The 26857-nt window shown below is 40.6% G+C and carries 30 protein-coding genes and 1 riboswitch; of the genes, 11 read left to right on the top strand and 19 right to left on the bottom strand.

The genetic code is table 11. The annotated features are described in order from the left end of the window. Nucleotides 1–102: 102 nt before the first annotated feature. From AB9L17_RS03025 to AB9L17_RS02955, 15 genes are all read right to left on the bottom strand, one after another. Nucleotides 103–261, bottom strand: a complete 159-nt coding sequence (locus tag AB9L17_RS03025) for a hypothetical protein (RefSeq protein ID WP_175401833.1) — start codon at nucleotides 259–261, stop codon at nucleotides 103–105. 143 nt (nucleotides 262–404) lie between these two features. Continuing rightward, nucleotides 405–3653, bottom strand: a complete 3249-nt coding sequence (gene icmF, locus AB9L17_RS03020; protein ID WP_223552748.1) for a fused isobutyryl-CoA mutase/GTPase IcmF — start codon at nucleotides 3651–3653, stop codon at nucleotides 405–407. Between the two features lie 208 nt (nucleotides 3654–3861). Further along, complete coding sequence (locus tag AB9L17_RS03015) at nucleotides 3862–4494, bottom strand: TetR/AcrR family transcriptional regulator (RefSeq protein ID WP_068986685.1); 633 nt, start codon at nucleotides 4492–4494, stop codon at nucleotides 3862–3864. Between the two features lie 3 nt (nucleotides 4495–4497). Further along, the gene (locus AB9L17_RS03010) at nucleotides 4498–5634 is read right to left on the bottom strand and encodes an acyl-CoA dehydrogenase (protein WP_068986686.1); all 1137 of its coding nucleotides are present in this window, start codon (nucleotides 5632–5634) and stop codon (nucleotides 4498–4500) included. Between the two features lie 174 nt (nucleotides 5635–5808). Continuing rightward, nucleotides 5809–6945 (bottom strand): acyl-CoA dehydrogenase, encoded by a 1137-nt coding sequence (locus AB9L17_RS03005; RefSeq protein ID WP_375200053.1) that lies wholly within the window; start codon nucleotides 6943–6945, stop codon nucleotides 5809–5811. 69 nt (nucleotides 6946–7014) lie between these two features. Beyond that, nucleotides 7015–7866 (bottom strand): 3-hydroxybutyryl-CoA dehydrogenase, encoded by an 852-nt coding sequence (locus tag AB9L17_RS03000; RefSeq protein WP_068986688.1) that lies wholly within the window; start codon nucleotides 7864–7866, stop codon nucleotides 7015–7017. Beyond that, nucleotides 7866–9071, bottom strand: a complete 1206-nt coding sequence (locus tag AB9L17_RS02995; protein ID WP_375200052.1) for an acetyl-CoA C-acetyltransferase — start codon at nucleotides 9069–9071, stop codon at nucleotides 7866–7868. The genes AB9L17_RS03000 and AB9L17_RS02995 overlap by 1 nt, the downstream gene beginning before the upstream one ends. Nucleotides 9072–9274: 203 nt before the next feature. Then, on the bottom strand, nucleotides 9275–11497 hold the full coding sequence (locus AB9L17_RS02990; protein ID WP_375200051.1) for a heterodisulfide reductase-related iron-sulfur binding cluster: 2223 nt from the start codon (nucleotides 11495–11497) through the stop codon (nucleotides 9275–9277). 570 nt (nucleotides 11498–12067) lie between these two features. After that, nucleotides 12068–12217 carry a hypothetical protein gene (locus AB9L17_RS02985; protein WP_375200050.1) on the bottom strand — a complete coding sequence of 50 codons (150 nt, stop codon included), beginning with the start codon at nucleotides 12215–12217 and terminating at the stop codon, nucleotides 12068–12070. Nucleotides 12218–12301: 84 nt separating this feature from the next. Then, nucleotides 12302–12865 (bottom strand): cob(I)yrinic acid a,c-diamide adenosyltransferase, encoded by a 564-nt coding sequence (locus AB9L17_RS02980; protein WP_068986691.1) that lies wholly within the window; start codon nucleotides 12863–12865, stop codon nucleotides 12302–12304. 70 nt (nucleotides 12866–12935) lie between these two features. Then, nucleotides 12936–14396 (bottom strand): adenosylcobinamide amidohydrolase, encoded by a 1461-nt coding sequence (locus AB9L17_RS02975; RefSeq protein WP_375200049.1) that lies wholly within the window; start codon nucleotides 14394–14396, stop codon nucleotides 12936–12938. After that, the gene (locus AB9L17_RS02970) at nucleotides 14393–15394 is read right to left on the bottom strand and encodes a FecCD family ABC transporter permease (protein WP_223552753.1); all 1002 of its coding nucleotides are present in this window, start codon (nucleotides 15392–15394) and stop codon (nucleotides 14393–14395) included. The genes AB9L17_RS02975 and AB9L17_RS02970 overlap by 4 nt, the downstream gene beginning before the upstream one ends. 211 nt (nucleotides 15395–15605) lie before the next feature. Beyond that, a riboswitch (cobalamin riboswitch) is annotated at nucleotides 15606–15788 on the bottom strand. Nucleotides 15789–15934: 146 nt separating this feature from the next. Further along, a complete protein-coding gene (locus AB9L17_RS02965; protein ID WP_375200048.1) occupies nucleotides 15935–17602 on the bottom strand; it encodes an acyl-CoA dehydrogenase family protein in 1668 nt (555 codons plus the stop codon). Between the two features lies 1 nt (nucleotide 17603). Next, on the bottom strand, nucleotides 17604–19106 hold the full coding sequence (locus AB9L17_RS02960) for a class I adenylate-forming enzyme family protein (protein ID WP_375200047.1): 1503 nt from the start codon (nucleotides 19104–19106) through the stop codon (nucleotides 17604–17606). Next, nucleotides 19099–19488 (bottom strand): MerR family transcriptional regulator, encoded by a 390-nt coding sequence (locus AB9L17_RS02955; protein ID WP_068986695.1) that lies wholly within the window; start codon nucleotides 19486–19488, stop codon nucleotides 19099–19101. Before AB9L17_RS02955 ends, AB9L17_RS02960 begins: the two co-directional genes overlap by 8 nt. Before the next feature lie 184 nt (nucleotides 19489–19672). On the opposite strand from AB9L17_RS02955, the gene AB9L17_RS02950 reads away from it, so the two are divergent. From AB9L17_RS02950 to AB9L17_RS02905, 10 genes are read left to right on the top strand one after another with little or no spacing between them, the layout of a single operon-like run. Further along, complete coding sequence (locus AB9L17_RS02950) at nucleotides 19673–19861, top strand: hypothetical protein (RefSeq protein ID WP_375200046.1); 189 nt, start codon at nucleotides 19673–19675, stop codon at nucleotides 19859–19861. Beyond that, nucleotides 19858–20046 carry a hypothetical protein gene (locus AB9L17_RS02945; protein WP_375200045.1) on the top strand — a complete coding sequence of 63 codons (189 nt, stop codon included), beginning with the start codon at nucleotides 19858–19860 and terminating at the stop codon, nucleotides 20044–20046. Before AB9L17_RS02950 ends, AB9L17_RS02945 begins: the two co-directional genes overlap by 4 nt. Next, nucleotides 20003–20629, top strand: coding sequence for a hypothetical protein (locus AB9L17_RS02940; protein ID WP_375200044.1), 627 nt, complete (start codon nucleotides 20003–20005; stop codon nucleotides 20627–20629). Before AB9L17_RS02945 ends, AB9L17_RS02940 begins: the two co-directional genes overlap by 44 nt. After that, nucleotides 20586–20732 carry a hypothetical protein gene (locus AB9L17_RS02935; RefSeq protein WP_375200043.1) on the top strand — a complete coding sequence of 49 codons (147 nt, stop codon included), beginning with the start codon at nucleotides 20586–20588 and terminating at the stop codon, nucleotides 20730–20732. Before AB9L17_RS02940 ends, AB9L17_RS02935 begins: the two co-directional genes overlap by 44 nt. Continuing rightward, nucleotides 20689–20835 (top strand): hypothetical protein, encoded by a 147-nt coding sequence (locus AB9L17_RS02930; RefSeq protein ID WP_375200042.1) that lies wholly within the window; start codon nucleotides 20689–20691, stop codon nucleotides 20833–20835. Before AB9L17_RS02935 ends, AB9L17_RS02930 begins: the two co-directional genes overlap by 44 nt. Further along, on the top strand, nucleotides 20832–20978 hold the full coding sequence (locus AB9L17_RS02925; protein WP_375200041.1) for a hypothetical protein: 147 nt from the start codon (nucleotides 20832–20834) through the stop codon (nucleotides 20976–20978). Before AB9L17_RS02930 ends, AB9L17_RS02925 begins: the two co-directional genes overlap by 4 nt. After that, a complete protein-coding gene (locus AB9L17_RS02920) occupies nucleotides 20935–21144 on the top strand; it encodes a hypothetical protein (RefSeq protein WP_375200040.1) in 210 nt (69 codons plus the stop codon). Before AB9L17_RS02925 ends, AB9L17_RS02920 begins: the two co-directional genes overlap by 44 nt. After that, the gene (locus AB9L17_RS02915) at nucleotides 21101–21376 is read left to right on the top strand and encodes a hypothetical protein (RefSeq protein WP_375200039.1); all 276 of its coding nucleotides are present in this window, start codon (nucleotides 21101–21103) and stop codon (nucleotides 21374–21376) included. The genes AB9L17_RS02920 and AB9L17_RS02915 overlap by 44 nt, the downstream gene beginning before the upstream one ends. A 14-nt stretch (nucleotides 21377–21390) precedes the next feature. Then, nucleotides 21391–21516, top strand: a complete 126-nt coding sequence (locus AB9L17_RS02910; protein WP_263297628.1) for a hypothetical protein — start codon at nucleotides 21391–21393, stop codon at nucleotides 21514–21516. Continuing rightward, nucleotides 21473–21934 carry a hypothetical protein gene (locus AB9L17_RS02905; protein ID WP_375200038.1) on the top strand — a complete coding sequence of 154 codons (462 nt, stop codon included), beginning with the start codon at nucleotides 21473–21475 and terminating at the stop codon, nucleotides 21932–21934. Before AB9L17_RS02910 ends, AB9L17_RS02905 begins: the two co-directional genes overlap by 44 nt. Nucleotides 21935–22024: 90 nt before the next feature. Here the strand turns inward: AB9L17_RS02905 and argS are convergent, their stop codons facing one another. Both argS and AB9L17_RS02895 read right to left on the bottom strand, forming a co-directional pair. After that, on the bottom strand, nucleotides 22025–23692 hold the full coding sequence (argS, locus tag AB9L17_RS02900; protein ID WP_068985263.1) for an arginine--tRNA ligase: 1668 nt from the start codon (nucleotides 23690–23692) through the stop codon (nucleotides 22025–22027). Beyond that, nucleotides 23692–24123 (bottom strand): DUF1934 domain-containing protein, encoded by a 432-nt coding sequence (locus AB9L17_RS02895; protein WP_068985262.1) that lies wholly within the window; start codon nucleotides 24121–24123, stop codon nucleotides 23692–23694. The genes argS and AB9L17_RS02895 overlap by 1 nt, the downstream gene beginning before the upstream one ends. 205 nt (nucleotides 24124–24328) lie before the next feature. Here AB9L17_RS02895 and AB9L17_RS02890 point away from each other — a divergent pair, with 205 nt between their 5' ends. Beyond that, entirely contained in the window at nucleotides 24329–25267 is a 939-nt protein-coding gene (locus AB9L17_RS02890) for a threonine ammonia-lyase (RefSeq protein WP_375200037.1), read from the top strand. Nucleotides 25268–25318: 51 nt separating this feature from the next. Here AB9L17_RS02890 and AB9L17_RS02885 read toward each other — a convergent pair whose 3' ends face one another. Continuing rightward, nucleotides 25319–26077: a CPBP family intramembrane glutamic endopeptidase gene (locus AB9L17_RS02885; RefSeq protein WP_223556850.1), complete on the bottom strand. Its 759-nt coding sequence runs from the start codon at nucleotides 26075–26077 to the stop codon at nucleotides 25319–25321. Then, the gene (locus tag AB9L17_RS02880; RefSeq protein WP_223556851.1) at nucleotides 26074–26643 is read right to left on the bottom strand and encodes a TetR/AcrR family transcriptional regulator; all 570 of its coding nucleotides are present in this window, start codon (nucleotides 26641–26643) and stop codon (nucleotides 26074–26076) included. The genes AB9L17_RS02885 and AB9L17_RS02880 overlap by 4 nt, the downstream gene beginning before the upstream one ends. Nucleotides 26644–26857: the final 214 nt, after the last annotated feature.

Genomic DNA, 26857 nt, shown 5'->3' with positions numbered 1-26857 from the left:
GCTTTATTTTCGGAGCGCAGCAAAAAAGGCCGCACAAAAGTAACTTTCCATATCATAAGCATAATACCCATTATATACAAAGTTTTATCCTCATTGCTAGCTTCAATTACTGTTTTTTATATCACACATTTTTTTTATCCCAAAGTAAAACAAATAGACAGATAATAATAATATCGGAACAGCGCCAATTTGCTTATCATAAAGGAAAAAAACTCCTAACACTAAAGCTAAAATAACGATGTAGTGAATAACTGATTTCATCCTCTACCGCGCCTCCCCTTTTTTTTACATTTCTATTATAACGGAAATAAAAAAAAGTGCCTAATCCTAAGACTAGACACTTAAAAATAGAGAAGCATTTTATATTAAATTGAATAAATATAGAAAATATGCATGTTTAAACTTTACATATTGCGACGATATTGACCGCCTACTTCATATAAAGCGTTCGTGATTTGTCCTAAGCTAGCTACTTTTACAGTTTCCATAAGCTCTGCGAAAATATTGCCATTGTTTACAGCTACTTGTTGTAAACGAGTAATAGCCGCTTCCGCTTCATTTTCATGTTGCTTCCAGAAAGCTTGTAAATTATGAATTTGCGTCTCTTTTTCTTCCGTTGAGGCACGTGCAATTTCCATATTGTCAATTTCATCTTCTGAAGGTGGATTCGGATTTAAGTATGTGTTTACACCAATGATTGGTAACTCACCTGAATGTTTTAGCATTTCGTAGTACATGGATTCCTCTTGAATCTTACCGCGCTGATATTGTGTTTCCATTGCACCTAGCACGCCACCACGATCATTGATACGATCAAACTCTTCTAGTACCGCCTCTTCTACAAGATCTGTTAACTCTTCAACGATATACGCACCTTGTAATGGATTTTCGTTTTTCGCTAAGCCATGTTCCTTCGTAATAATCATTTGAATGGCCATCGCACGACGTACAGATTCTTCTGTAGGCGTTGTAATTGCCTCATCATACGCATTTGTATGCAATGAATTACAATTATCCTGTAATGCCATTAATGCCTGTAACGTTGTGCGGATATCGTTGAAATCAATTTCCTGTGCATGCAAGCTACGTCCAGATGTTTGGATATGATATTTTAATTTTTGTGCACGTTCATTAGCGCCATACTTATCACGCATTACAACTGCCCAAATACGACGAGCTACACGTCCAATAACTGTGTACTCTGGGTCAAGTCCGTTAGAGAAGAAGAATGATAGATTTGGCGCAAAATCGTCAATGTTCATGCCACGACTTAAATAATATTCCACATACGTAAAGCCATTTGCTAATGTAAAGGCCAACTGTGAAATTGGGTTGGCTCCAGCTTCGGCAATATGGTAACCAGAAATAGATACTGAGTAGTAATTACGTACTTTATGATCAATAAAGTATTGCTGAATATCTCCCATCATACGTAACGCAAACTCTGTTGAGAAAATACATGTATTTTGCCCTTGATCTTCTTTTAAAATATCTGCTTGCACCGTTCCACGCACGACCTGTAATGTTTTCTCTCGTGTGTCCATAAATTCTTCAACTGTCAAAGGTCGACCAAATTCTTTCTCACGTAGTTTCACTTGTTGATCAATAGCCGAATTCATGAACATCGCTAAAATAATCGGTGCTGGACCGTTAATTGTCATCGATACTGAAGTTGATGGTGCACATAAATCAAAGCCTGCATAAAGCTTTTTCATATCCTCTAACGTACAAATGGATACGCCTGACTCTCCAACCTTTCCATAAATATCTGGTCGGTAATCTGGATCCTCACCGTATAGCGTTACCGAATCAAATGCTGTGGATAAACGTTTTGCATCATCATCCTTCGATAAATAATGGAATCGTTTATTTGTACGCTCAGGTGTACCCTCACCAGCAAATTGTCGCTTTGGATCTTCCCCTTCACGTTTAAATTGGAATACCCCCGCAGTATAAGGGAATTCACCAGGTACATTTTCTCTATAAACCCAACGTAAAATTTCACCGTAATCTACGAATTTCGGCAATGCAACTTTAGGGATTTTTGTACCAGAAAGGCTTGTTGTTTTTAAAATCGTACGAATTTCCTTATCACGAACCTTCGTGACAAATTCGTCCCCAGCATAGGCTTCTTTTAAAGCTTGCCAATTATCTAAAATACGCTTGGACTCAGCCGTTAATTCATCTCTGACACCTTCTGCTAAAGAAGTAAGAGATGCGATTAGTGCATCATTTGGCGCTTTTTCCTTAACCGCCGCAATAGCTCCCTCTAATTGGAATAGACGGCGAGCAAATTCTACTTGCTGCTCTGATTTTTTGTGATAGCCACGCACAGTATCTGTAATTTCTCGTAAATAATAACGACGATCGTTTGGAATAATTACATCCTGCTTTTGGGTTTTCGCAAACTGCTCATAGCCCGTTTCCCAATTACTTCCTGTATTCGTATTAATGATATTTACTAATGCTGCAAATAAAGCATTCGTTCCTTTATCATTAAATTGACTTGCAATCGTACCGTAAACAGGCATATTATCAAGTGATTCATCCCAAAGCTCTCGCGAACGTTGGTATTGCTTCTGCACTTGGCGTAGCGCATCCTCAGACCCTTTACGTTCAAATTTATTGATGGCGATTACATCCGCAAAATCAATCATGTCAATTTTCTCAAGCTGTGTTGGCGCACCAAACTCACTTGTCATAACGTACATGGATAAATCCGTATATTTTGTAATTTCTGCATCACCTTGACCAATACCGCTCGTTTCTACGATGATTAAATCATAGCCCACTACTTTCACTACATCTAGCACGTCTCCAATAGATGCAGAAAGCTCTGTTCGAGATCCGCGGGTTGCTAAACTACGCATATATACTCGATTATTGAAAATCGCATTCATGCGAATTCGGTCACCAAGTAAAGCCCCACCTGTTTTTTGCTTTGTTGGATCGACTGAAAGAATCGCCACTCGTTTATCCGGAAATTCTTTCAAGAAACGACGAATTAATTCATCTGTTAAGGAAGATTTACCCGCACCACCAGTTCCTGTAATACCTAAGACAGGTGTCCCTTTTGAGCGTTTACGAGCTTCTTCTAGCATTTTTTTCGTTTCACCATCATCATTTGACTCTGCAGCAGTTATTAAATTCGCTAAAATTTCCGGTGTTTCTGTCGATAGAGCATCGAGCTTTTCTAGATAGTTACCCGTTGCAGTTGGGAAATCAGTCCCTTTAATTTTTTCATTAATCATCCCTTGTAAGCCTAAGACACGGCCATCCTCTGGCGAGAATATCCCTGCAATCCCATATGCATGCAGCTCTTTAATTTCACGTGGTAAAATAACACCACCACCGCCACCATAAATTTTAATATGTGGCGCTCCTTTTTCACGCAGTAAATCATACATATATTTAAAGTATTCCATATGTCCACCTTGATAAGAAGACACAGCAATACCTTGAGCATCCTCTTGAATCGCAGCATTTACCACTTCTTCCACCGAGCGATTATGTCCTAAATGGATTACCTCTACTCCGCTCGATTGCAAAATTCGTCGCATAATGTTGACCGAAGCATCATGCCCATCAAAAAGACTCGATGCTGTAACAAAACGTACGTGATTTTTTGGACGATATACTTCTACCTTTGTCATATGAAATCCCCACTTTCTCCCCTTAATGTTCTTTATCAGCTCACCATCATAACGTGGGGTTGATTTCCGTTCCAACTAATTTACATGACATACGTTTTAACAAATGTCATCCCCACTTTTGGTGATGAGCCCCCCTATCATTCATAAAAAAAGTCGGTAATTGCAATGTCGCTCTATGCAATTACCGACAACCCCTTAACGGAACTTATTAGAACCCCTTTATGCCTGAAATAAACAATGTTGTTTGCATTTCAATAAATTCATCAATAGAGTGTTGACGATGGAGCGCCCATTTACGGAATGCCCAGCTTTGTCCAGAAACGACTAAATTATTTGCTGCCAAATGGATTTGTTGATCCGTCATCGTTATTTCACCTGACTGCACACAGCGTTTTAGTAATCGCTCAAAAGTAGCAACCATTTCAAATTCCTTACTAAATACATAACGCTGCGCTTCTTTTGACAATGTTTTAGTTTCCTGATACATGATTGTTAGCTCATCAACCATACTATCAATTTGCAAGAAATACTCTCGAATCATTTCTTTTAACTCTTCTATAGTTCCTGCCTTAATCTCATAACTTGAAAGTCTCTCCATTGCATGGTGATAAATACTATCACATACAAGGTAAAGGACATCTTCTTTCGTACGAATATACTCATATAATGTACCGATACTAAAACCTGCAGCTTTTGCGATTTCTCTCGTCGTGGCACGATGAAAACCTTTTTCTTTAAATAATTTAATGGCTCCCTCTATCATTTGTTCTCGACGAATGGCGATGAGATTTTCATCTTTTACCGTTGACTGTACTTGGGGTCTTTTATCTCTTTCTGTCATACGTTATTTCGTCAACATACGAGAGATAACAAGACGTTGAATCTCTTGTGTACCTTCGTAAATTTGTGTAATTTTTGCATCACGCATGAAACGCTCAACTGGATAATCTTTTGTATAACCATATCCACCAAAGATTTGAACCGCCTCAGTCGTTACATTCATCGCAGTATCGCCAGCCATTAATTTCGCCATTGCAGATGCCTTACCATAAGGTAGGTTATTTGATTCTAACCAAGCCGCTTGGTATGTTAGCAGTCGAGATGCTTCAATGGAAGTTGCCATATCCGCTAGTTTAAAAGATACACCTTGGTTGGCAGTAATCGGCTTACCAAATTGCACACGTTCTTTCCCATACTCAACTGCTGCATCTAATGCCCCTTGTGCAATCCCTACAGCTTGAGCCGCAATACCGTTACGTCCTCCATCAAGTGTTGTCATCGCAATTTTGAAGCCTTCTCCCTCAGCCCCAAGCAGGTTTTCTTTTGGAACGCGACAGTTATCAAAAATAATTTCAGTTGTAGGAGATGAACGAATTCCTAGTTTTTTCTCCTTCTTCCCTACCGAGAAACCTTCAAAGCCAGCTTCAACGATAAAAGCAGATGTGCCATGTTTAGCTTCTGGATCTGTTACTGCAAATACAACATATGTATCTGCTACTCCACCATTGGTAATGAAGATTTTCGCGCCGTTTAAAATATAATCATCGCCATCACGTTTTGCATACGTTTTCATGCCGCCAGCATCAGAGCCTGACCCTGCCTCTGTTAAGCCATATGCACCAATATGTTTGCCTTCTGCCATTGGACGAAGATATTTTTGTTTTTGTTCTTCATTACCAAATTTAAAGATTGGCCAACCCGCAAGCGAAGTATGTGCTGATAATGTTACCCCTGTTGAAGCACATACACGTGATAATTCTTCTACAGCAATAACATACGCAAGATAATCAAAGCCTGCACCACCGTATTCTTCTGGCCAAGGAATACCTGTTAAGCCTAGCTCCGCCATTTTATCGAAAATTGCACGATCAAACTCTTCATTCTCGTCACGTTCCGCTGCTGTCGGTGCTACTTCATTAATAGCAAAATCACGAATCATTTCACGTAATTGCTCATGCTCTTCTGTTAATTGAAAGTTCATTGTCCATTTCCCCTTTTTAGTTAGACTCTGTTATTGCTAAATTGTTAATTTTTATATTCGATAACGTTTCGATGGTGATTGCCTAGTTTGCTAGGAGACCTGAGCAGTTTCTCGCAGGACCCTGGCAATTTACATCGTCCGTAAAAAATTAATTTCGCCACATAACATAAGGCTTTATTTAAGTAAATGTTTACTAATGACTAGTTTTTGAATCTCACTTGTACCCTCGTATATTTCTGTCACCTTTGCATCTCGGAAATAACGCTCTACCGGATAGTCTTCTGTATAGCCGTAGCCACCAAAAATCTGTACCGCTTCTATTGCCGTTTGCACTGCTGTGCGTGAGGCAAAGAGTTTCGCCATGGATGCCTCAGCTCCACACGGCAACCCTTTTGAACGTAAGTCTGCTGCACGATAAACTAGTAATTTCGCTGATTCTACTGCAGTCGCCATATCAGCAAGCTTGAAGCCAACCCCTTGTTGTGCAGCAATAGGTTTGCCAAATTGAACACGCTCTTTGGCATAAGCAGTAGCTGCTTCTAACGCTGCTTCAGCAATACCTAAAGATTGTGCAGCAATGCCAATACGTCCTACATCTAAGTTAGCCATCGCAATTTTAAAGCCTTCCCCTTCCTCCCCAAGAAGGTTTGCAGCTGGAATACGACAGTTATCAAATGTTAATTGGACTGTACGTGAACCATGTAAGCCCATTTTATGTTCATCTTTCCCTATGATTAACCCCGGTGTGCCCTTTTCAACAATAAATGCTGAAATACCACGTGTTTTTGCAGTAGGATCTGTTGATGCAAAGACAATATATACATCTGCTTCTCCACCATTTGTAATAAACACTTTGGAGCCATTGATAACATAATCATCCCCGTCTCGTACCGCTTTTGATTGCAGTGATCCAGCGTCCGAGCCAGCACTAGGCTCTGTTAAACAAAATGCCCCTAAATATTCACCGACAGCAAGCTTCGGAACATAACGTTTCTTCTGTTCATCGTTGCCAAAATATATAATTGGGTTTGTTCCAACTGAAGTATGCACAGATAAAATCACACCCATTACTGCACTAACCTTCGATAGTTCATTAATAGCAATTATGTACGATGTAAAATCCATCGCTGAGCCGCCTAATTCTTCTGGGGTTGTTATCCCCATTAAACCTAATTCTCCCATTTGCGCAAGGAGCTCACGCGGAAACTCCCCTGCCTCCATGCGCTCTACCCACGGTTCAATCTTTTCCTGAGCAAAACTTCGAACCATATCTCGCATCATTATTTGTTCATCTGTAAATCGTAAATGCATCTATAATGTCACCCCTAAATGTTGTCTCGTAACATTCAATTTCGCTTGAATAGCCCCATCCCCATAGGATTATTCGTAAACGTAAAAGCCTCTTCCAGATTTTTTACCTAACCAGCCTGCTGCCACATATTTACGAAGCAATGGACAAGGTCTGTACTTACTATCACCTAGCCCCTCATGTAAAATCTCCATTATGGATAGACATGTATCAAGACCAATAAAGTCCGCTAAAGTTAAAGGTCCCATTGGATGATTCATTCCAAGCTTCATCACATCATCAATGGCTTCCTTCGATGCTACACCCTCATACAGTGCATAGATTGCTTCATTAATCATAGGTAGTAAAATACGATTTGAAATAAAGCCTGGGAAGTCATTTACTTCCACCGGTGTTTTCGATAATTTTACTGTCATGTCTTCAACAGCTTTGTAGACTTCATCGCTTGTGGCCAATCCTCTAATAATCTCTACTAGCTTCATCACAGGTACCGGATTCATAAAGTGCATACCGATTACTTGCTCTGGACGATTTGTGACAGCTGCAATTTCCGTAATTGGTAAAGATGATGTATTCGTAGCTAAAATGGCATGTGCCGGTGCAATTTGATCAATTTGCTTAAAGATGGATTGCTTCACTTCCATATTTTCCACTGCAGCCTCGATGATAATATCTACATCACTAGCATCCTGTAAATCTAGTGACATACTAATACGACCTAGAATAGCCGCCTTCTCATCCTCAGTTTTACGACCCTTTTCGACATCACGTGTCAGGTTTTTCGTCATCACGCCTAAACCGCGCTCGAAAAATTCTTGTTTCATATCGTTCAGTTTGACATCATAGCCAGCTTGTGCACAAACTTGTGCAATGCCAGAGCCCATTTGTCCAGCACCAATAACCATTACCTTTTGAATTCCCATCATTCGTGTCCCCCTGTTTTCGGTACTTCGATCATTATCGCATCGCCTTGCCCTCCACCGGAGCAGATAGCAGCAATTCCGATACCACCGCCACGACGCTTTAATTCATGTGCAAGTGTTAAAATAATGCGTGCTCCAGATGCTCCAATTGGATGACCTAATGCAACTGCACCGCCGTTCACATTGACCTTTTCAGCATCTAAATCTGCCAGTTGCTTGCTCACTAGAGCTACTGCCGCAAAGGCTTCATTGATTTCGATGACATCAATGTCCGCTAATGATTTGCCCGTCTTTTTCAGTAATTTGTTAATAACAAGCCCTGGTGTTTGCGGGAAGTTTTCTGGCTCAATAGCAAGCTCTTCATGGCCGATAATAACCGCAAGCGGCTCTCTACCTTCACGCGTTGCACGTTCCTCACTCATTACTACTACGGCACATGCACCGTCGTTAACGCCAGGTGCGTTACCTGCTGTTATCGTTCCGTCCTTGTCAAATGCTGGCTTGAGCTTTGCCAGTACCTCCATTGACGTACCCGCTCTTGGTGCCTCATCGGTATCGACTTGAAGCGGTTCTCCCTTACGTTGCGGAATTTCCACAGGCACAATTTCCTCAGCAAAATAACCTTTGTCAATTGCTGCAAGTGCACGTTCATGGCTACGAACAGACCATGCATCCTGCTCTTCACGGCTTAAAGAAAATTCGTTCGCTGTCGTATTACCGTAGCTTCCCATATGTGGTCTTGCCTTATCAAAGGCACATGTTAAGCCATCATATAGCATGCCATCTACCATTGTTGAATCGCCCATGCGTAAGCCTGTTCGACCATTTTGTAGATAATACGGTGCATTGGACATGGACTCCATACCACCAGCGATAATCACTTCTTCGTCCCCTAATCGAATTAGCTGATCGGCTAGTGTTATAGCACGCATTCCTGATGCACAAACCTTGTTAATCGTTTCTGTTTTTACCGCTATTGGTAAATTTGCTTTTATTGCAGCTTGCCTTGAAGGAATTTGGCCCTGTCCCCCTTGTAAAACAGAACCTAAAATCACTTCATCCACTTCATCAGGCGAAATTTTCGCTTTCTCAAGTGCCCCCTTTATGGCGATTGCACCTAAATCACTTGCATTTAATGCTGATAGTGAACCTCCAAACTTACCAAATGCAGTTCTTGCTCCTGCTAAAATTACAGCTCTATTCAAGTAAAACACCCCTTTTGTTTTACGTTCTAGAAGAAGTATCAGAGCATTTCTGTTGACTGAACGCTCGCTCGACCTCTTGCGATGAAAAATGGGAGTATCAGTTATGCTTCCACTCCCATTTCCATTTAATCTTATTCTACAAAACAATTATTTATTGTGCAATTTATATTTTTCAGATAACTAAAATATTTCTGCAATAACTATCATTTTTCTGCGTTAGTTTCTGCATTCTTGTCTTGTTCGACACTTTCTACAGAAGCTACTACTTCTTCAGCCATTACATCTGCTGCCTCTTCAACTGAAATTTCAACAGCTTTCACCTTTTCACCAAACACAGAACGCTCTAATAACTCTGCAACATCGAATGTACCGATTGAATCCTCAACCTCTTTTGCCTTTGTGCCATCTTCAAGCATTGTTAAACAGTAAGGACATCCAGAAGAAATTACTGATGCGTCCGTTGCTAAAGCTTGCTCTGTTCTTGCTACGTTAATACGGTTGCCGACATGCTCTTCCATCCACATTAATCCGCCACCTGCGCCACAGCACATGGCTGTCTCGCGATTACGCTCCATTTCCACAAGCTTAACACCTGGAATTCCACGTAGTATTTCTCGTGGCGCATCATAAACATCGTTATAACGGCCTAAATAACAAGAATCGTGGAAAACAATTGTTTCATGCACTTCGTAATTTAACGCTAGACGATTTTCATCAATCAATTCGTTCAATAGCTCAGTATGGTGATAAACCTCACCCTTCCAGCCAAAGTCTTGATATTCATTTTTAAAGATATTGTAAGCATGCGGATCGATTGTAACAATTTTCTTTACGTCGTTTTTCTCGAATTCATCAATATTTGCTGTAGCAAGCTCTTGGAATAAAAACTCATTTCCTAAACGACGAGGAGTATCCCCTGAGTTTTTCTCTTTATTTCCTAAAATCGCAAACTTTACGCCAGCCTCGTTTAATAGGCGACAGAATGCTAATGCAATTTTTTGTGAGCGGTTATCAAATGCGCCCATTGAGCCTACCCAGAATAAATATTCCATTTCCTCGCCTGATTTTTTCAGCTCTTTCACTGTTGGAATATGAATTGTTGGGTCTAGGTCACGCCAATTTTCTTTTTCTTTACGGTTCAAGCCCCAAGGATTCCCTTGACGTTCGATGTTTGTCATCGCGCGCTGTGCATCAGGGTTTACTTTTCCTTCAGTCATTGTTAAGTAACGGCGTAAGTCAATAATTTTATCGACATGCTCATTCATAACAGGACATTGATCTTCACAGTTACGACAAGTCGTACATGCCCAAATCTCCTCTTCTGTAATGACATCGCCGATTAAAGAAGGGCTGTAGATATCTTCAATGACTACACCTTCAGCACCAGCTGTCATTGCTAACTGATTCCCCTTTGTATTAGCAAAGAATTGATAAGGTACCCAAGGTTTTTGCTTTGTCACAACAGCACCTGTAAACGTTAAATGATCACGAAGCTTCACGATTAAATCCATTGGTGATAACATTTTACCTGTTCCAGTTGCTGGACACATATTTGTACAGCGTCCGCATTCTACACAAGAATATAAATCTAGCATTTGTTTTTGTGTAAAGTCTTGAATACGTCCAACACCAATTGCCGGAATATCCTCTTCATCTTCAGCATTTTCTAATGCTTCAAAGTCGATTGGTGTTAGAGTACCTGTACGATCTAAACGATTCATGTACACATTGATTGGACTTACAATCAAGTGGAAGTGCTTCGATTGTGGTACATACACTAAGAATGTTAATAAAATTAATAAATGCGCCCACCACATCACGTAGAAAACAACAGCTGCTACTGATGCTGGTAGGAAGCTAAATATAGCTGCAATGCCAGAAGCAACCGGCTCTGTATAACTTAGTTCTTCACCATGCCAAATTAACCCCATACCATTTGCAAGCAATGTTGATAACATTAACCCACCAATAAAAATTAAGACAAGACCATTTTTCCAGCCTCGTTTTAGACGTACTAGCTTTTCTACATAGCGACGGTAAAATGCCCACACAACTGCCACTAAAATCATTAATACCACAAGCTCTTGGAAGAATGTAAAGACACTATAGAAAATGCCAAGTGGCAGATGTGATCCAGGTACTAACCCCTTCCAAATTAAATCAATAGCGCCTAGCTGCACCATTAAAAATCCATAGAAGAACATTACGTGAATTAAACCACTCTTCGGATCTTTTAATAGCTTATTTTGGCCAAATACATTGACCATAATATAACGAATACGTTCTTTGACACTTTCATCAAACTCAACTTTTTTCCCCAATTGCACAAACTTATAACGTGTTTTTAACAGATAGAAGAACAATCCTCCTGCATAAAGCACAACCACGACTGTTAGAACAATATTTGCAATTACTAATGGACTCATGGTTGGTCCCCCCCTTTAGTTTGTCGTAATTTTCTCTCTTTGTGGTGAATTCGCTAGCTCATACGTAAATGTACGTCATCATTATATTCCTATTCTAATAAATGAGTGAGCATTCAGTCAACATAAAACGGAAATATTTCTGATAATTTTATATTCTTACATTTTACAAGAAAAAAAGCCACCCTGAATTTTTAAAAGGACATGAAACAGCTAAAGAATTTCATTTTTTTATATTATAAATCTATTTTTTGTTGGGTATAGAAACTCAAAAAAGCCGATTCGCATCATGTTTTTGATGACAAATCGACTTTTTCAATGCGCTAAATTTTAAAGTAGCTATTTCTTTTTAAAACTAATATGCGCTTTCAGCAAAACGTGACCGGAGGCGTCCGAGGAGTCGCCCTTAGTTGATAAAAACTGAAATTGTTCCGATAAAACGAGAAATTATTCCGATAAAAGCTAAAATTGTTCCGATAAAATGAGATTTTGTTCCGATAAATCTTCAAAGTGCTCATATAAAAGTGAATTCATCACAATAACGTGGAGTTGATTTCCGTTCCTACGGGGCGCTTATGGCAGCACGATGTTTTTTGCGCGAAAGCGAAGCGTCAGCAGCACGATGTTTTTTGCGCGAAAGCGAAGCGTCAGCAGCACGATGTTTTTTCGCAAAAGCCCTTTCGTTCCCCTACTCGAGGTCTCATCTACTGCGCTGATTCCCAAAGAGCCGCCCAACCTCACTCCAATCAACTTCTTCAAATGACATACGTTTTAACAAAATGTCATCCACAACTTTTGATGATCAAACTATTTTTTAAAGACATTACCGCTTCGAATATATTCAACATCCGCAACTTTAAGTCTAAAATTAACAACTCGTGCGGCTGCAAATAAATAGTCGGATAAACGGTTTAAATACTTTTGCACAATTGTCGGTACGTCTTCAATTTCCTTCATAAGCGTTACCATTTGTCGCTCTGCTCGACGCGCTACTGTGCGCGCAATGTGTAAAGTTGCAGCTGCTGGTGCACCACCTGGTAAAATAAAGCGCTGTAATGGTGGCGCTTCATCTGACAATGCATCAATCCGAGATTCTAACACTTCAATTGGCTGCTCTGCAAGCTTATAATGACGTTCCTTCATGACGTTAGCGAGGTCGCCACCTGCATCAAAAAGTTCGTGCTGGATCGTTTCTAAATCAATTAGAATATCCTTGAATAGCTCACGATCTAATTCACTTACTGCCTTGCCAATAAAAGAATTCAACTCATCAATTGCCCCGTATGTCTCAACGCGCAAGCTATCTTTGTCGACACGTCCACCTATCAGACTAGTTTTCCCCGTATCGCCTGTTTTTGTATAAAGCTTCATTTCTCTCGTCTCCTATAATCAATTTTTATCCCGCATTAACAGGCAGCAACTTATCTGTGACGCCTACTGATTAACACTTCACTTTATAGTTTTTTATTGCCTGCACCGTTGTTTCAAAAACGCCTTTACCGATAATCTTGCCTACATCAGTAACTGGACCACCATACAGCATCTCTTCCCCTTTTTGTGTTGCTGCAATTAATAAGCTATCGGTAGCAGTACCTGTTGCAATCGTACCACTAAGCTCATCACGAATACCTTCTGACTGCAATGCCTTTGTTTTCGCCTCATTAGCTGTCATCATTGCTTGGAAAAATGCTTCTTCTGATAAACAACCATTTATGATGACCCATGTATTTATAGTACCAATATATGGTTCATCTTGTCTTTCATGAGCCCGTGACACATCAACAGCATTGCCAACACCAGCCGTTACAGCAACAAATACGCTACCAAAAGAAGCTTTAAATTCATTAATTGCTACAAGATTTGCCGGGACAGCTGTTATCATAACTACTGTGCTGGTAGGTGAAAAATGCTCCTTTTGTAAAAATTCAGCGACCTCTTTCTTTACATCACTAATGACATAATCTATTGGTACAGAGCGATTTAATAGGCAATCATACCAACCGATCCCCGGATTATGAACTGCTGAGGAAACCGTTTTTAACGGATACTCCGATTGAAGCTGAATGTAATGATTCGTAACAGTGAAATTTTCGTTTTTAATGACAGCACGTTGCTGATGTTCGATTGAGGCTGGCATCATTGTAATTTGAGGCTTTGGAATTTCGGGATGTGCATAAGTCGCTACTCGCGCATGATAGACATCTTCAATTTCCGAAGCGATTAATACTTCATGTGGTGCTCCAAATGCTCGCATCCTTCCGTCTTCCATTAGTAATAATTCGTCACAATAGAGGGAAGCTAAATTCATATCATGTAGTACCATAATAACAGTTAAATCACATTCAATTGCTTCCTTTCGTACCATATCTAAAATTTGACGTTGATGGGCAATATCTAGATGGTTCGTTGGCTCATCTAGCAGTAATATTTCCGCCGTTTGCGCAAGGGCCTGGGCTACAAAAACTCTTTGTTGTTCCCCGCCCGACAAAAATTCCATCGGTGTCTGTTCATAGCGTTTCACACCTGTTTGCAGCATTGCATGTTGGACTGCTTGTTCATCTCGTTCAGCCCAACTTGAAAAGAAGCCTGTTTGATGTGGATAACGTCCAAGTGATACTGCCTCACGTACACTGTTTGAAAAGGCATTCGCATGTAATTGTGGTAGCACTGCCATTTTTTTTGCCAATGCACGGGCATTATAAGCGCTAATATTTTTACCATCTACGACTATAGTGCCTGCAGTAGCTGGTAGTATGCCACTCATCACTTTTAATAGTGTGGATTTCCCACTACCATTCGGGCCTAAAATCCCTAGTACTTTTCCTTTTTCAACGGAAAAACTGATATCCTGAACGATCGGCACATCTCCATAACCTCCAGAAAGATGTTCAACAACAATCATGCCCGTCCCCCCTTGCTTCTACGTTGCTTATAAAAAATATAAGAAAAAACGGGCGCCCCAATAAATGCAGTAATAACGCCAATTGGTAGCTCTCTTGGCATAATAATTGTTCTTGCTATTAAATCACAAATAATGAGCAAAGTTGCACCATTTAAAAATGATAATGGCAATAAATGACGATGATCTGAACCCCAAAGCATTCGCGTCATATGGGGTACAACTAAGCCAACAAATCCAATCGTACCAGAAACTGCTACAGCTGCTCCTGTCAACATTGACCCGCCTATCAAAATTATATATTTACTACGCTTAACATGAACACCTAAATGTTTTGCGCGTTCCTCTCCATATAACAAAACATTTAACTCGCGTCTTTGTGTCCAAAGCATAATTGAACCAATTATCACAAACGGAATAATCATTTGAACAAAAGGCCAACCTCGCATCGATACTGAGCCGAGCAGCCATCCCATAACTTGTCGTAGCTCCTCACCAGATAATGCAATCATTAAGGAAATTAAGGAACCTAAAAATGAACTAAAGATGATCCCTGTTAAAATAAGGGTTTCCATTTTTAGTGAGCGGTCTACCATTCTAGCAAAGCCCATGACCGCTACCATCGTTAATATTGCACCTAGCATACTGAAGATTGGTAATGCATAATGGCCTACTACTGGAATTGAAATACTAAAGAAAATCGTCATCACTGCGCCAACTGATGCACCAGAGGAAACACCTAACGTATAAGGATCTGCCAAAGGATTTTTTAATAAGCCTTGAAAAGCTGCCCCTGCAATGGCAAGCGATGCTCCGACAAGCCCCGCCAGCAGGACTCGAGGTAAACGAATTTTCCATAAAATATTGGCAGCTGTTTCATCAGCTGCCTTATTCCACACTACTTCTAGTGGAATATGAACTGAGCCTATTGCTACGCCACACCAGATGCTAATAATTAGAAGCGTAATTGCTGTTACATAGGCTATAATCGTTCTACTCATTTAAAGGCTCTCCCCCTTAGTCTATCTGTGCCAATATTTAACGACTTGTTCTTCTGATTTATCGATACATTTTGGCTTGAAATTGCCTAATACTGAGAATTTATCGACATCCATCTTACAAAACAAATACCCCTCATCAAAAAAAGATGAGGGGATCAAATTTGCACAAAAATACGTATACAAAATCCACCACCCTATCCTCGTAGGCTGCAACGTGTTTTCTATAAAGGCAGGTCTCCTGGCTCGTGCTTCCTTCGCTTTTTCAAGCCTTCCCGAAATTTTCAGTGGTGCAGATTGAAAAAACTCACACATACAGTGGCGGGACCGCATCGGAATAACACCGATTTCCCTTTTCACTTTACATAAGTAAAGAACCTTTATAATTTTCAGTTGATATAATTATACATGAAAAAAAAAGTGGCTGGGATAAAACTGGTCAATACCTTAAAAAGCGCGAGAAATCAATTTTAGAAACGTTGATTTCTCGCGCTTTTCTTATGTGAAATTTTTTAATCTTGCTAGATCCCAGACTCTAATCTATTAGACTATATCTAAAAAATACTGAACAGTTTTCATTGGCGCTCCAATTTCTCGCAATGACCATGTGCTCTCTAAATAAATATCTGCTAGCTTTTCATATTTACCGCCGAATTTTTGTGCCCATTCGACTGCTACAACACTTTCATATACATGTGCCATATTTTCTGCAACCTTTTTTGCCTCAAATGTTTTCGTTGCTTCATCTAAACGACTAAATGTTTGCAAAGTCAAGTCTAGTTTTACTAATTGCTCTGCTACAATTGCTACTAATGGACTGTCAGCTAGTTTTTCTAGACGTTTCTCCATGATACGAACAAATAATTCATGCGCATGAAACTTATCTACTAAACGAATGAGCTCCAACGCTAAAATATTGGCAGTCCCTTCCCACACCGTCAGCACCTGTGCATCTCTTAATAAGCGAGGTGTAACAAAATCCTCTATATAGCCATTCCCTCCGTGCAATTCAATTGCTTCACTAGCATAATGTACCGCTTGCTCTGCCGTTTCTTTTTTCATAATAGCAATATACAAGCGATTCATAATGATGTCCTGTTCATTGCCCTGTCCACTTGCTACTTTATCGTACAGCTGAATAACATCAAAAACAGTGGCAACTTCTACATGAAGCTTGGCAGCATATTTCCCTAATGTATCCTGAATCATAGGATATTGCGTTAAAGGCTTACCAAATGCATGACGATTGGTTACATAGTGCTTCGCCTCTAAATAACCGCGACGCATAATGCCGATAGAAGCAACTGCATTGCAAATTCTTGATAAATTAAGTGCCTCCAGCATATAATAAATCCCTTTATTCGGCTCACCGACAACATAAGCTAGTGCGCCATCAAATTCCACCTCACCAGAAGGCACTGCTCGAACGCCAAGTTTATCCTTTAAACGTCGAATGCGGAGGTTATTCACAGTGCCATCCTCATTCCGCCATGGAACCGCAAATAATGTTAAGCCCTTTGAGCCTATCTGTGCCCCCTCCATACGGGCCAATACCATCGCTACGCCACACATTCCTGCATTAGATGCGAAATATTTCTCGCCGTATAAACGATACTCTTTGCCGTCCTGTCTCGCCTCTACCACATTCGCGCCAACATCAGAACCACCTTGACGCTCCGTTAAAAATGTAGCTCCCTCATATAACTCGGTATCTCCTGTTGCACAAACATGTGGTAAAAAGCGCTCCTTCACCTCATCACTTGCATAATGATCGAGTAAATAAGCCGTTGCCATTGTTAAAGTAACAGGACAGTAAAAGCCTGGCTCAGTATGGGACAGTATATAGCCTTGAGCAAAGCTATACACATAATTTCCCTTTCTACCTAATTGCGGAATATCCTTATGCACATAGCCAACAATCCCGATATTGTATGTCTCTTCAATCGTTTTTTTATAGCCATCATTAACCCAGACCTCTGACACTTCTTCCCCATATGCGTTATACCTTTGTAAGCGAGGTTCACCCTCTCTATCCGTATGTTTCGCTCTCACATCAATATCTCCAGCACAGAGCCCTCCGAAATCTGTTAGCTCGCGTGTTGCATATTCTGCAAACTCTTGATCTAGCATCATTTCTAAAACTTTATGAAGTGTATCATTATCTTTAAAAAAGTTTTTTGTTTTCATTTCTGCCTGCTGTAATACCTTCATGCTATCTCACCTCTTGTCCCTTCAAAGATTGTTTTAATATTTTGCCTGCTGCATTTCGTGGCAGCGCTTCCATTTGTTCAAAAAGGCGTGGTATTTTATATTTAGCAAGACGCTCCTCTAAATAATTGATTAGATCATTTTCAGCAATTGCCTTTTTAGAAGCATAGACGGCCTTCACCGTTTCTCCCCATTGTGGATGCGGAACACCTATTACAGCTACCTCAAAAATCCCGTCATAACTTAACATACTATCTTCTATTTCCTTCGGATAAATATTAACACCGCCTGAAATAATAACATCCTTTTTACGATCAACAATCCAAATATATCCATCCCCATCCATACGCGCTAAATCTCCTGTTTTAAGCCAACCATCTATAAATGCAGCCTTCGTTGCAGTATCATCCTTGTAATAGCCCAGCATATTGCCTTCACCAAATAACACGATCTCTCCAACTTCACCAACGCCGACATCTTCTCCACTGCCGTTAATAATACGCAGCTCAGTGCCAAGTGGTGCACGCTGACCAATACTCCCCGCCTTCGTTTCATGCTCCCTACCAAACAATAACGAACCGCTTGGACCAGCCTCCGTCAAACCATAAACACAAGTTAAATGAGTTGTTCGGAAAGCCTTTTCTATCAAGCGAATTTCGTTTTGTGATAACGGCGCACCTCCATAAACCCACCATTTCATCGAAGATAAATCTGCTGTTTGCAATCTCGGCATTTGAGCAGTTAGCAAATAGGCGACAGGTGCACCAAAGAAATGCGTTGTCCTTTCCTGCTCGATTGAATCAATACACAAATCAGGTGTAAATGTCGGTGTTAGCACATTTGTTGAGCCTACAAGTACGCCTGCCATTAAAAATAAATGTAATGGCGCTGAATGTGTCAACGGCATCATGAGAAGGATTCGGCTTTCAGGCTTTACTTCCATTTCTACTGCAATCATTTGCGCTACAGTTAAAATATTGCGATAGCTAAACAACACACCCTTTGGTTTTCCCGTTGTACCCGATGTATATAAAATCGTCGAGACATCATCTTCATTCAACGGATAATCAATTGTTTGAATGCTTGCATGTTGAATAAGTGTTTCATAATTTAGCCAACCAGCATGCTCTTGTCCCGTTTTGATTTTTAAAGGAACAACCGTGATGCTTTCGACTGCCGCAAAAATTGCTTCATGAACTAGAATAGCTTTAGCGTCTGCATGCTGCGCTACATATTCGACCTCTTGCAGTGTAAATTTCGCATTTACTGGAACGACAATAGCTCCAATGCGTTGAATTGCAAAATAGCTAACAACAAACTCTACAACATTTGGCATAAAAATGATGACTTTATCGCCTTGTCGCACACCTTGCTCTAATAAAGCATGACTAAAACGTGTTACTTGCTCATCTAAATCACGATAGGTCACTCGTCTACCTTGACAAACAATCGCTTCGCTCAAAGGATACTTTCGCGCATTTCGTGCTAACAAATTCGAACTATTCATCGTACACCTCTCCCTTTAAAGTCGCCAATTTTTTAATAAACACGCCTTGCAATTGCTGTAACTCATTTTTCATTTGTGCAAGCTCTGCTATTTTGCTATCTATTTCTTGAATTTTTTGTTCCCCATATTCGACCGTACGCTCCAATTGCTGAATACCTGTGCGATCAAAATCAAACAGCAATACCATCTCCTTAATCTCCTCAAGTGAAAAACCGTAACGCTTTCCTCGAAAAATAAGCTTAAGCTTCGCCAATTCTTTTTTTGAAAAGGTTCGTTGATTAGTAGATGAACGATTGGGATTAAGCAGCCCAAGCTCCTCATAATAACGAATTGTCCGTGTTGAAACATTAAACTGCTTAGCCACTTCTTGAATCGTCTTCAACTTCATCTCCCCCTTCACATTTTCCATCAGTATATCATTGACGCTAACGTAAACTTCAACAAGATTTCTGAAATTTTAAGAAAATCATTGATTTAAGGAGATTAATTGCGACGTTTCGATGGAGCTGTTCTTCAGTTTACTGATTCTGGTTCTATCCATCATTTTGGTGGGGTGTTCCGTCGCTTTGATGATTCGTTCCGTCGCTTCAGCGGCTTGTTCCGTCGCTCTGGTGGTTCTTTCCTTCACTTTGGCGATTCTATCCGTCGCTTCGGATTCGTTCCGTCGCTTTGATGATTCGTTCCGTCGCTCTGGTGGTTCTTTCCTTCACTTTGGCGATTCTATCCGTCGCTTCGGATTCGTTCCGTCGCTTTGATGATTCGTTCCGTTGCTCTGGTGGTTCGTTCCTTCACTTTGGCGATTCTATCCGTCGCTTCAGATTCGTTCCGTCGCTTTGATGATTTGTTCCGTCGCTTTGGCGGCTTGTTCCGTCGCTCTGTTGGTTCTTTCCTTCACTTTGGCGATTCTATCCGTCGCTTCGGATTCGTTCCGTCGCTTTGATGATTCGTTCCGTCGCTTTGATGATTCGTTCCGTCGCTTCGGCAGCTTTTTCCGTCGCTCTGGTGGTTCTTTCCTTCACTTTGACTGTTCTATCCATCATTTTGACTGTTCTATCCACACTTTGACTGTTCTATCCACGACTTTGACGGTTCTATCCACGACTTTGGCTGTTCTATCCACGACTTTGGCTGTTCTATCCACGACTTTGACCGTTCTATCCACTACTTTGACGGTTCTATCCATCTCTTTGATGATTCTTTCCGTCGCTACAGCGGCTTGTTCCGTCGCTCTGGTGGTTCTTTCCTTCACTTTGGCGATTCTATCCGTCGCTTCGGATTCGTTCCGTCGCTTTGATGATTCGTTCCGTCGCTTCGGTGGCTTGTTCCGTCGCTCTGGTGATTCTTTCCTTCACTTTGGCGATTCTATCCGTCGCTTTGATGATGCGTTCCGTCGCTTCGGGGGCTTGTTCCGTCGCTTTGATGATTCGTTCCGTCGCTTTGATGATTCGTTCCGTCGCTCTGGTGGTTCTTTCCTTCACTTTGGCGATTCTATCCGTCGCTTCGGATTCGTTCCGTCGCTTTGATGATTCGTTCCGTCGCTTCGGTGGCTTGTTCCGTCGCTCTGGTGATTCTTTCCTTCACTTTGACGGTTCTATCCGTCGCTTCGGATTCGTTCCGTCGCTTTGATGATTTGTTCCGTCGCTTCGGCGGCTTGTTCCGTCGCTCTGGTGGTTCTTTCCTTCACTTTGGCGATTCTATCCGTCGCTTCGGATTCGTTCCGTCGCTTTGATGATTTGTTCCGTCGCTTCGGATTCGTTCCGTCGCTTTGATGATTTGTTCCGTCGCTTCGGCAGCTTGTTCCGTCGCTCTGGTGGTTCTTTCCTTCACTTTGACGGTTCTATCCGTCGCTTCGGATTCGTTCCGTCGCTTTGATGATTCGTTCCGTCGCTTCGGTGGCTTGTTCCGTCGCTCTGGTGATTCTTTCCTTCACTTTGGCGATTCTATCCGTCGCTTTGATGATTCGTTCCGTCGCTCTGGTGGTTCTTTCCTTCACTTTGGCGATTCTATCCGTCGCTTCGGATTCGTTCCGTCGCTTTGATGATTCGTTCCGTCGCTTCGGCAGCTTTTTCCGTCGATCTGGTGGTTCTATCCACGACTTTGACCGTTCTATCCACGACTTTGACGGTTCTATCCATCTCTTTGATGATTCTTTCCGTCGCTACAGCGGCTTGTTCCGTCGCTCTGGTGATTCTTTCCTTCACTTTGACGGTTCTATCCGTCGCTTCGGATTCGTTCCGTCGCTTCGGTGGCTTGTTCCGTCGCTCTGGTGATTCTTTCCTTCACTTTGGCGATTCTATCCGTCGCTTCGGATTCGTTCCGTCGCTTTGATGATTCGTTCCGTCGCTCTGGTGATTCTTTCCTTCACTTTGGCGATTCTATCCGTCGCTTTGGATTCGTTCCGTCGCTTTGATGATTTATTCCGTCGCTTCGGCAGCTTTTTCCGTCGCTCTGGTGGTTCTTTCCTTCACTTTGACTGTTCTATCCTTCACTTTGACTGTTCTATCCTTCACTTTGACTGTTCTATCCATCATTTTGACTGTTCTATCCACGACTTTGCCTGTTCTATCCACGACTTTGGCTGTTCTATCCACGACTTCGACTGTTCTATCCACGACTTTGACCGTTCTATCCACTACTTTGCCTGTTCTATCCACACTTTGGCGGCTCTATCCATCACTTTGCCTGTTCTATCCACTACTTTGCCTGTTCTATCCACACTTTGGCGGCTCTATCCATCACTTTGCCTGTTCTATCCACTACTTTGGCTGTTCTATCCACGACTTTGGCAGCTCTATCCACGACTTCGGCGGTTCTATCCATCTCTTTGATGATTCTTTCCGTCGTTTCAACCGCTCTTGTTACCTAAGATACAAAAAACCCCCGGCACATTGTCGTGCTGGGGGTTAGAAATACTTTTATTACATTTTTTCTGGTGCAGATACGCCGATTAAACGTAGTGCGTTGGCAATTGTTGTACGAACAGCTGTAATAAGGGCTAAACGCGCCTCTGTTAGCTCTTTATTTGAAGCATCTAACACTTTTTCAGCGTTATAGAAGCTGTGGAATGCAGCTGCCGTTTCTTGAATATAGTTGGCGATACGGTGCGGTGTACGGTGATTCGCAGCATCAGCTACCATTTTCGGGAAGTCGCCCACTTTTTTCAGTAAATCGATCTCTTTTTCAGCAATTAACAAGCTTAAATTGTCAGTTGAAGCAGCAAAGCCTTGCTCATTTGCTGAACGTAAAATAGATGAAATACGTGCATGTGCGTATTGTGCATAATACACTGGGTTTTCATTTGATTGAGATACAGCAAGGTCTAAGTCAAAGTCCATATGAGAATCGCCTGCAGTTTTCACGAAGAAGTAACGTACTGCGTCTAGGCCAACCTCTTCTACAAGCTCACGCATTGTAACAGCGTTCCCTGTACGTTTAGACATTTTGAATTTCTCACCGTTTTTATAAAGCTGAACCATTTGGATGATCTCTACTTCAAGTGTATCACGATCATAGCCAAGCGCCTGTATAGCAGCTTTCATACGTGGAATATAGCCGTGGTGGTCAGCTCCCCAAATATTAATTAATTTATCGAAGCCACGTACAATTTTATCCTCATGGTATGCGATATCCGGAGTCAAATACGTGAAAGAACCATCATTTTTAATTAACACGCGGTCTTTATCGTCACCAAATGTTGTCGAACGGAACCAAGTAGCACCGTCTTCTTCAAATACATGACCATTTGCTTTTAATTTATCCAATGCCACTTCAATTTTGCCGTTTTCATATAGTGAAGTTTCAGAATACCACACATCAAAGTTTACGCGGAAGTTTGCAAGGTCTGTTTTTAACTTGTCTAATTCTAACGCTAAACCATGCTGACGGAAGAATGCAAAACGTTCTTCATCAGATTTTGCTAAAATTGAATCGCCATGCTCACTAGCTAGTTTACCAGCAATTTCAATAATATCTGGACCGTGGTAGCCATCCTCTGGCATCTCAGCATCCAATCCTAAAGCTTGCTTATAGCGCGCTTCTAGTGAATAAGCTAAGTTATTAATTTGGTTACCCGCGTCGTTTATATAGTACTCACGAGATACTTTGTAGCCTGCCATATCTAACACATTACATAATGAATCCCCTACTGAAGCTCCACGCGCATGACCTAAATGTAGATCACCAGTTGGATTTGCAGATACGAATTCAACTTGAACTTTTTCTCCAGCACCAGCATTAGAACGACCATAGTCAGCGCCTTGCTCAAGCACCGCTTTTACTACATCTGTTAGGAAATCTTTACGCACAGTAATATTCATAAAGCCAGGACCAGCAATATCGATTTTCTCAATAACTGTACCTGCTGTGTCAAGATTTTCTAAAATAGCTTCAGCAATGGCACGAGGTGGTTTTTTAGCTAATTTCGTTAATTGCATAGCGATATTTGTTGCATAGTCTCCATTTGCCTTATCCTTTGGTGTTTCAAGGTGAATATTTAACTCTGTGCCAGCCTCTACTAAGCCAGCTTTTTCAACAGCCTGCGCAATTGCCGCTTTAATGGCTTGTTGTACTTGTTCTACTGCGTTCATCATTGTACCTCCGTAAATGTAATGTCTAATGTATAGTTGCCAACGGATTGCCCACCCATTAGTAAATCATACTGTACATGGAAATCTCCGCTTATTGCTTGTTTTGTAAACGTCATTTTTTTCGTCTCTATGACGAGTGGCATTGAACCAAACTCACTTTCATAATGACCCGTTTGTTGTTCAATTATGTTAAGTGGTAGTCGCATTTTTACTGCTCCAGCACGCATAATTAGTGCCTGTTCATTGCCTAGCTTCATAGTTGTGCGGATGGTTTTATCCTCCTGCACCTCTTCATATTTCAAATACATGCTTCCTGCTTTTTCAAGTAGCTGCCCTGTCAGCCACATTTCATAACTTTCGGACTCTCCATCAATCGGACGAATCGTAGAAATGAGCTTAATGTTCACCTGCGATCTTGCTTCGTTGGCCATTATGGACGCTCCCTTTTATTGTTTTTACTATAACCTTTTTATTATAGGATGAATACTCATATTTTTTCAAGGTTGAAGTAAGTATTCTATGGTGTCGCGGCAATAATCACAGTCATTTTATTTATTGACACAAATTGCCTGTAAATCTACAGTTATGATATAACTCCAGAATTTTCAATCATTTCAATAAAGTGAGGGTTGCTGTATGTTAACACTTGAACAAATCCATACTGCTAAACGAAGAATTTCATCTTATGTATATGAAACACCTATGATTCGATTAAACGGGCTCGATGAACTTTTAGGATGTCATGTCTACATAAAAGCCGAGAATATGCAAAAGACTAACTCTTTCAAACTGCGTGGAGCTCTTAATAAAATGCTATCCATGCCGTTAGAACAATTGCAACAAGGCGTAGTTGCTGCTTCCTCGGGTAATCATGGCAAAGGCGTTGCCTACGCTGCTAAGCTATTAAATATTAAGGCAACAACTGTCCTACCGGATTCAGCTCCTACAGTTAAGGTAGAAGGAATACGTGCTTTAGGTGCGGAGGTTGTACAATGTAAGCTTGCAGAAAGGCATGTCATAACAGAAAAGCTCAGTCGTAATCATGGTTATTGCATTATACATCCTTATGATGATTACGATATCATGGCAGGACAAGGAACAGCAGGTTTAGAAATATTTGCACAGCTTCCTGATGTCAATACTATTGTTGTCCCTATTGGTGGCGGTGGATTAATTAGCGGGATTGCAACTGCAATAAAATCTATGGCCCCTCATATTAAAATAATTGGCGTGGAGCCTGCCGTTGTTTCGCGTTATGCCAAAAGCTTAGAAGCTGGCGAAAGATTGCTTTTAGAGGAACAAAAATCTTTGGCAGATGCCCTATTAACTTTACAGCCCGGAGAACGAAACTTTCCAATTGTTCAACAGCTTGTCGATGAGGTTGTAAGTGTAGAAGAAGCATTGATCCATCTTGGAATGAAGACCTTACTTTCCGCAGGTAAAATCATCGCTGAACCATCCTCCTCAATCGGTATTGGGGCTGCCCTTCAAGGAGCTTTACCTATTCATCAACATGAAAAAGTATGTTTTCTTATTTCAGGAGGTAATGTTGAATTAACACCTGATGAGCACTAGACAAAAAAGCATCCGCTCAGATGAGTAGATGCTTTTTTGCCCTCTTTTTTGTTAAACATAGCTCTCCGTATTTTTTAATTTCATTGCATCCTTTTTAGTAAATAAAGCGCGCCAGAAATAAATTGAGAGACCGATTAACACCATGCAATGAATGATATAAATAGAAACAGCAAGAACAGTTGGCTCACCATCCGTCATGAAAGCTATAAAATCGTGCATAGCGTGCCAGATAATCGGGAAAATAATACTTTTTGTCTTCGCAACAATTTCTGCACAAACTAGTCCAAAGAGGAATGCATAAATTATTTGTAGTACTGTCATTACTAAATCAGCACCCGAAGCTAAATTTGCAAGATGCCCAACACCAAACAAAATTGAGGAGCCTAGAATAGCTATTTTAAGACCTTTAGCTGATAAATATTTAAAAATTAAACCTCGGAAAATAAGCTCTTCACAAATACCAACGGCAATAACAAATAGAAGCAAAGTAAATACATACTGCACTGAAAAACTATCCTTATGTGTAAGACCATTAAAGAAAGTAATCAGCTCAGAAATAACGATCACAATCATCCACGCCTCGGCTTTAAATCTTCTAAATCCGAAATCCTGTAAAGAGAATTTGCTTTTTTTCATGATCCATAGAGTAACTAGAATACCACATGTAAAGGCCGCAAAATGAATCAAATAAATTGTGCTTAAGCTGCTTATATTGTTAACAGTTATAATTGCACCTGATATAGAAGGAAAAACAAGTGCAAGTAAGGTGAATAGAATCGATAACAGAATAGGCGAATTTTTTATGGTCATTTATTTTCTCCATTCAGTAATTTTTGTTTAACGCCTTCAAAAACATCTTTTAAAATGCTCTCAATTTCCGAGCTATCTAAATCGCAAGTATTCGTCGCACACATTGTTGCAATGCCGTGCGTAGTTAACCATATATCTATAAATAGCGACTTAGCTGAGGTTTGAGTTAATCCTGTGTTATTTGAAATAAGTGCTATAACGCCTTGATTCTCAACGTCATTTAGTAATTCTGAAAAACTCGAAATCTTATATTTATTGGATAGAAATAATAACTCAAAGAACTTTTTTTCTTCTCGAGCAAAGTTAATATACGCTAACCCCATTCCTAGAAAAGAGCTTTGTTGTAACCCATGAAACATCCTTTCATTATAAAGATTGCTAGCCAATTCATATATTGCGTACTTTAAATCGTCCATACTCGCGAATAATCGAAATATAGGTTTTGTCGAACAACCTAATTCTTTTGCTAAATCTCGTGCATTGACACTATCAATCCCACTCTTTCTAGCCATTTCAAAAGCACAATCCAATAAAACTTCCTCTGTAAACCGCTCTTTTGGTGCCAAAAAATTTTCCTCCAATCAATAGGTAACATCTGTTACCTATAATGTAACAATATTTTCCTATGCCTGTCAATAAGATCATCAAAAACATTACTCTCTTTAATTTGAGCGGATGCTTTTTGTTTTAGAGGCGGTATAAGTTATTACGTCCGTCAGAAACTCCATTGCAACAAGCTTCCCCTTTAATTTTTACAAAAATTTCATAATTCTATCTTCT

The sequence above is a fragment of the Lysinibacillus sp. RS11 genome (genome assembly GCF_042019215.1).
GTDB classification, from domain to species: domain Bacteria; phylum Bacillota; class Bacilli; order Bacillales_A; family Planococcaceae; genus Lysinibacillus; species Lysinibacillus xylanilyticus_A.
The sequence above is the reverse complement of the archived record's forward strand: the minus strand, read 5'-3'. Positions and strand labels throughout refer to the sequence as shown.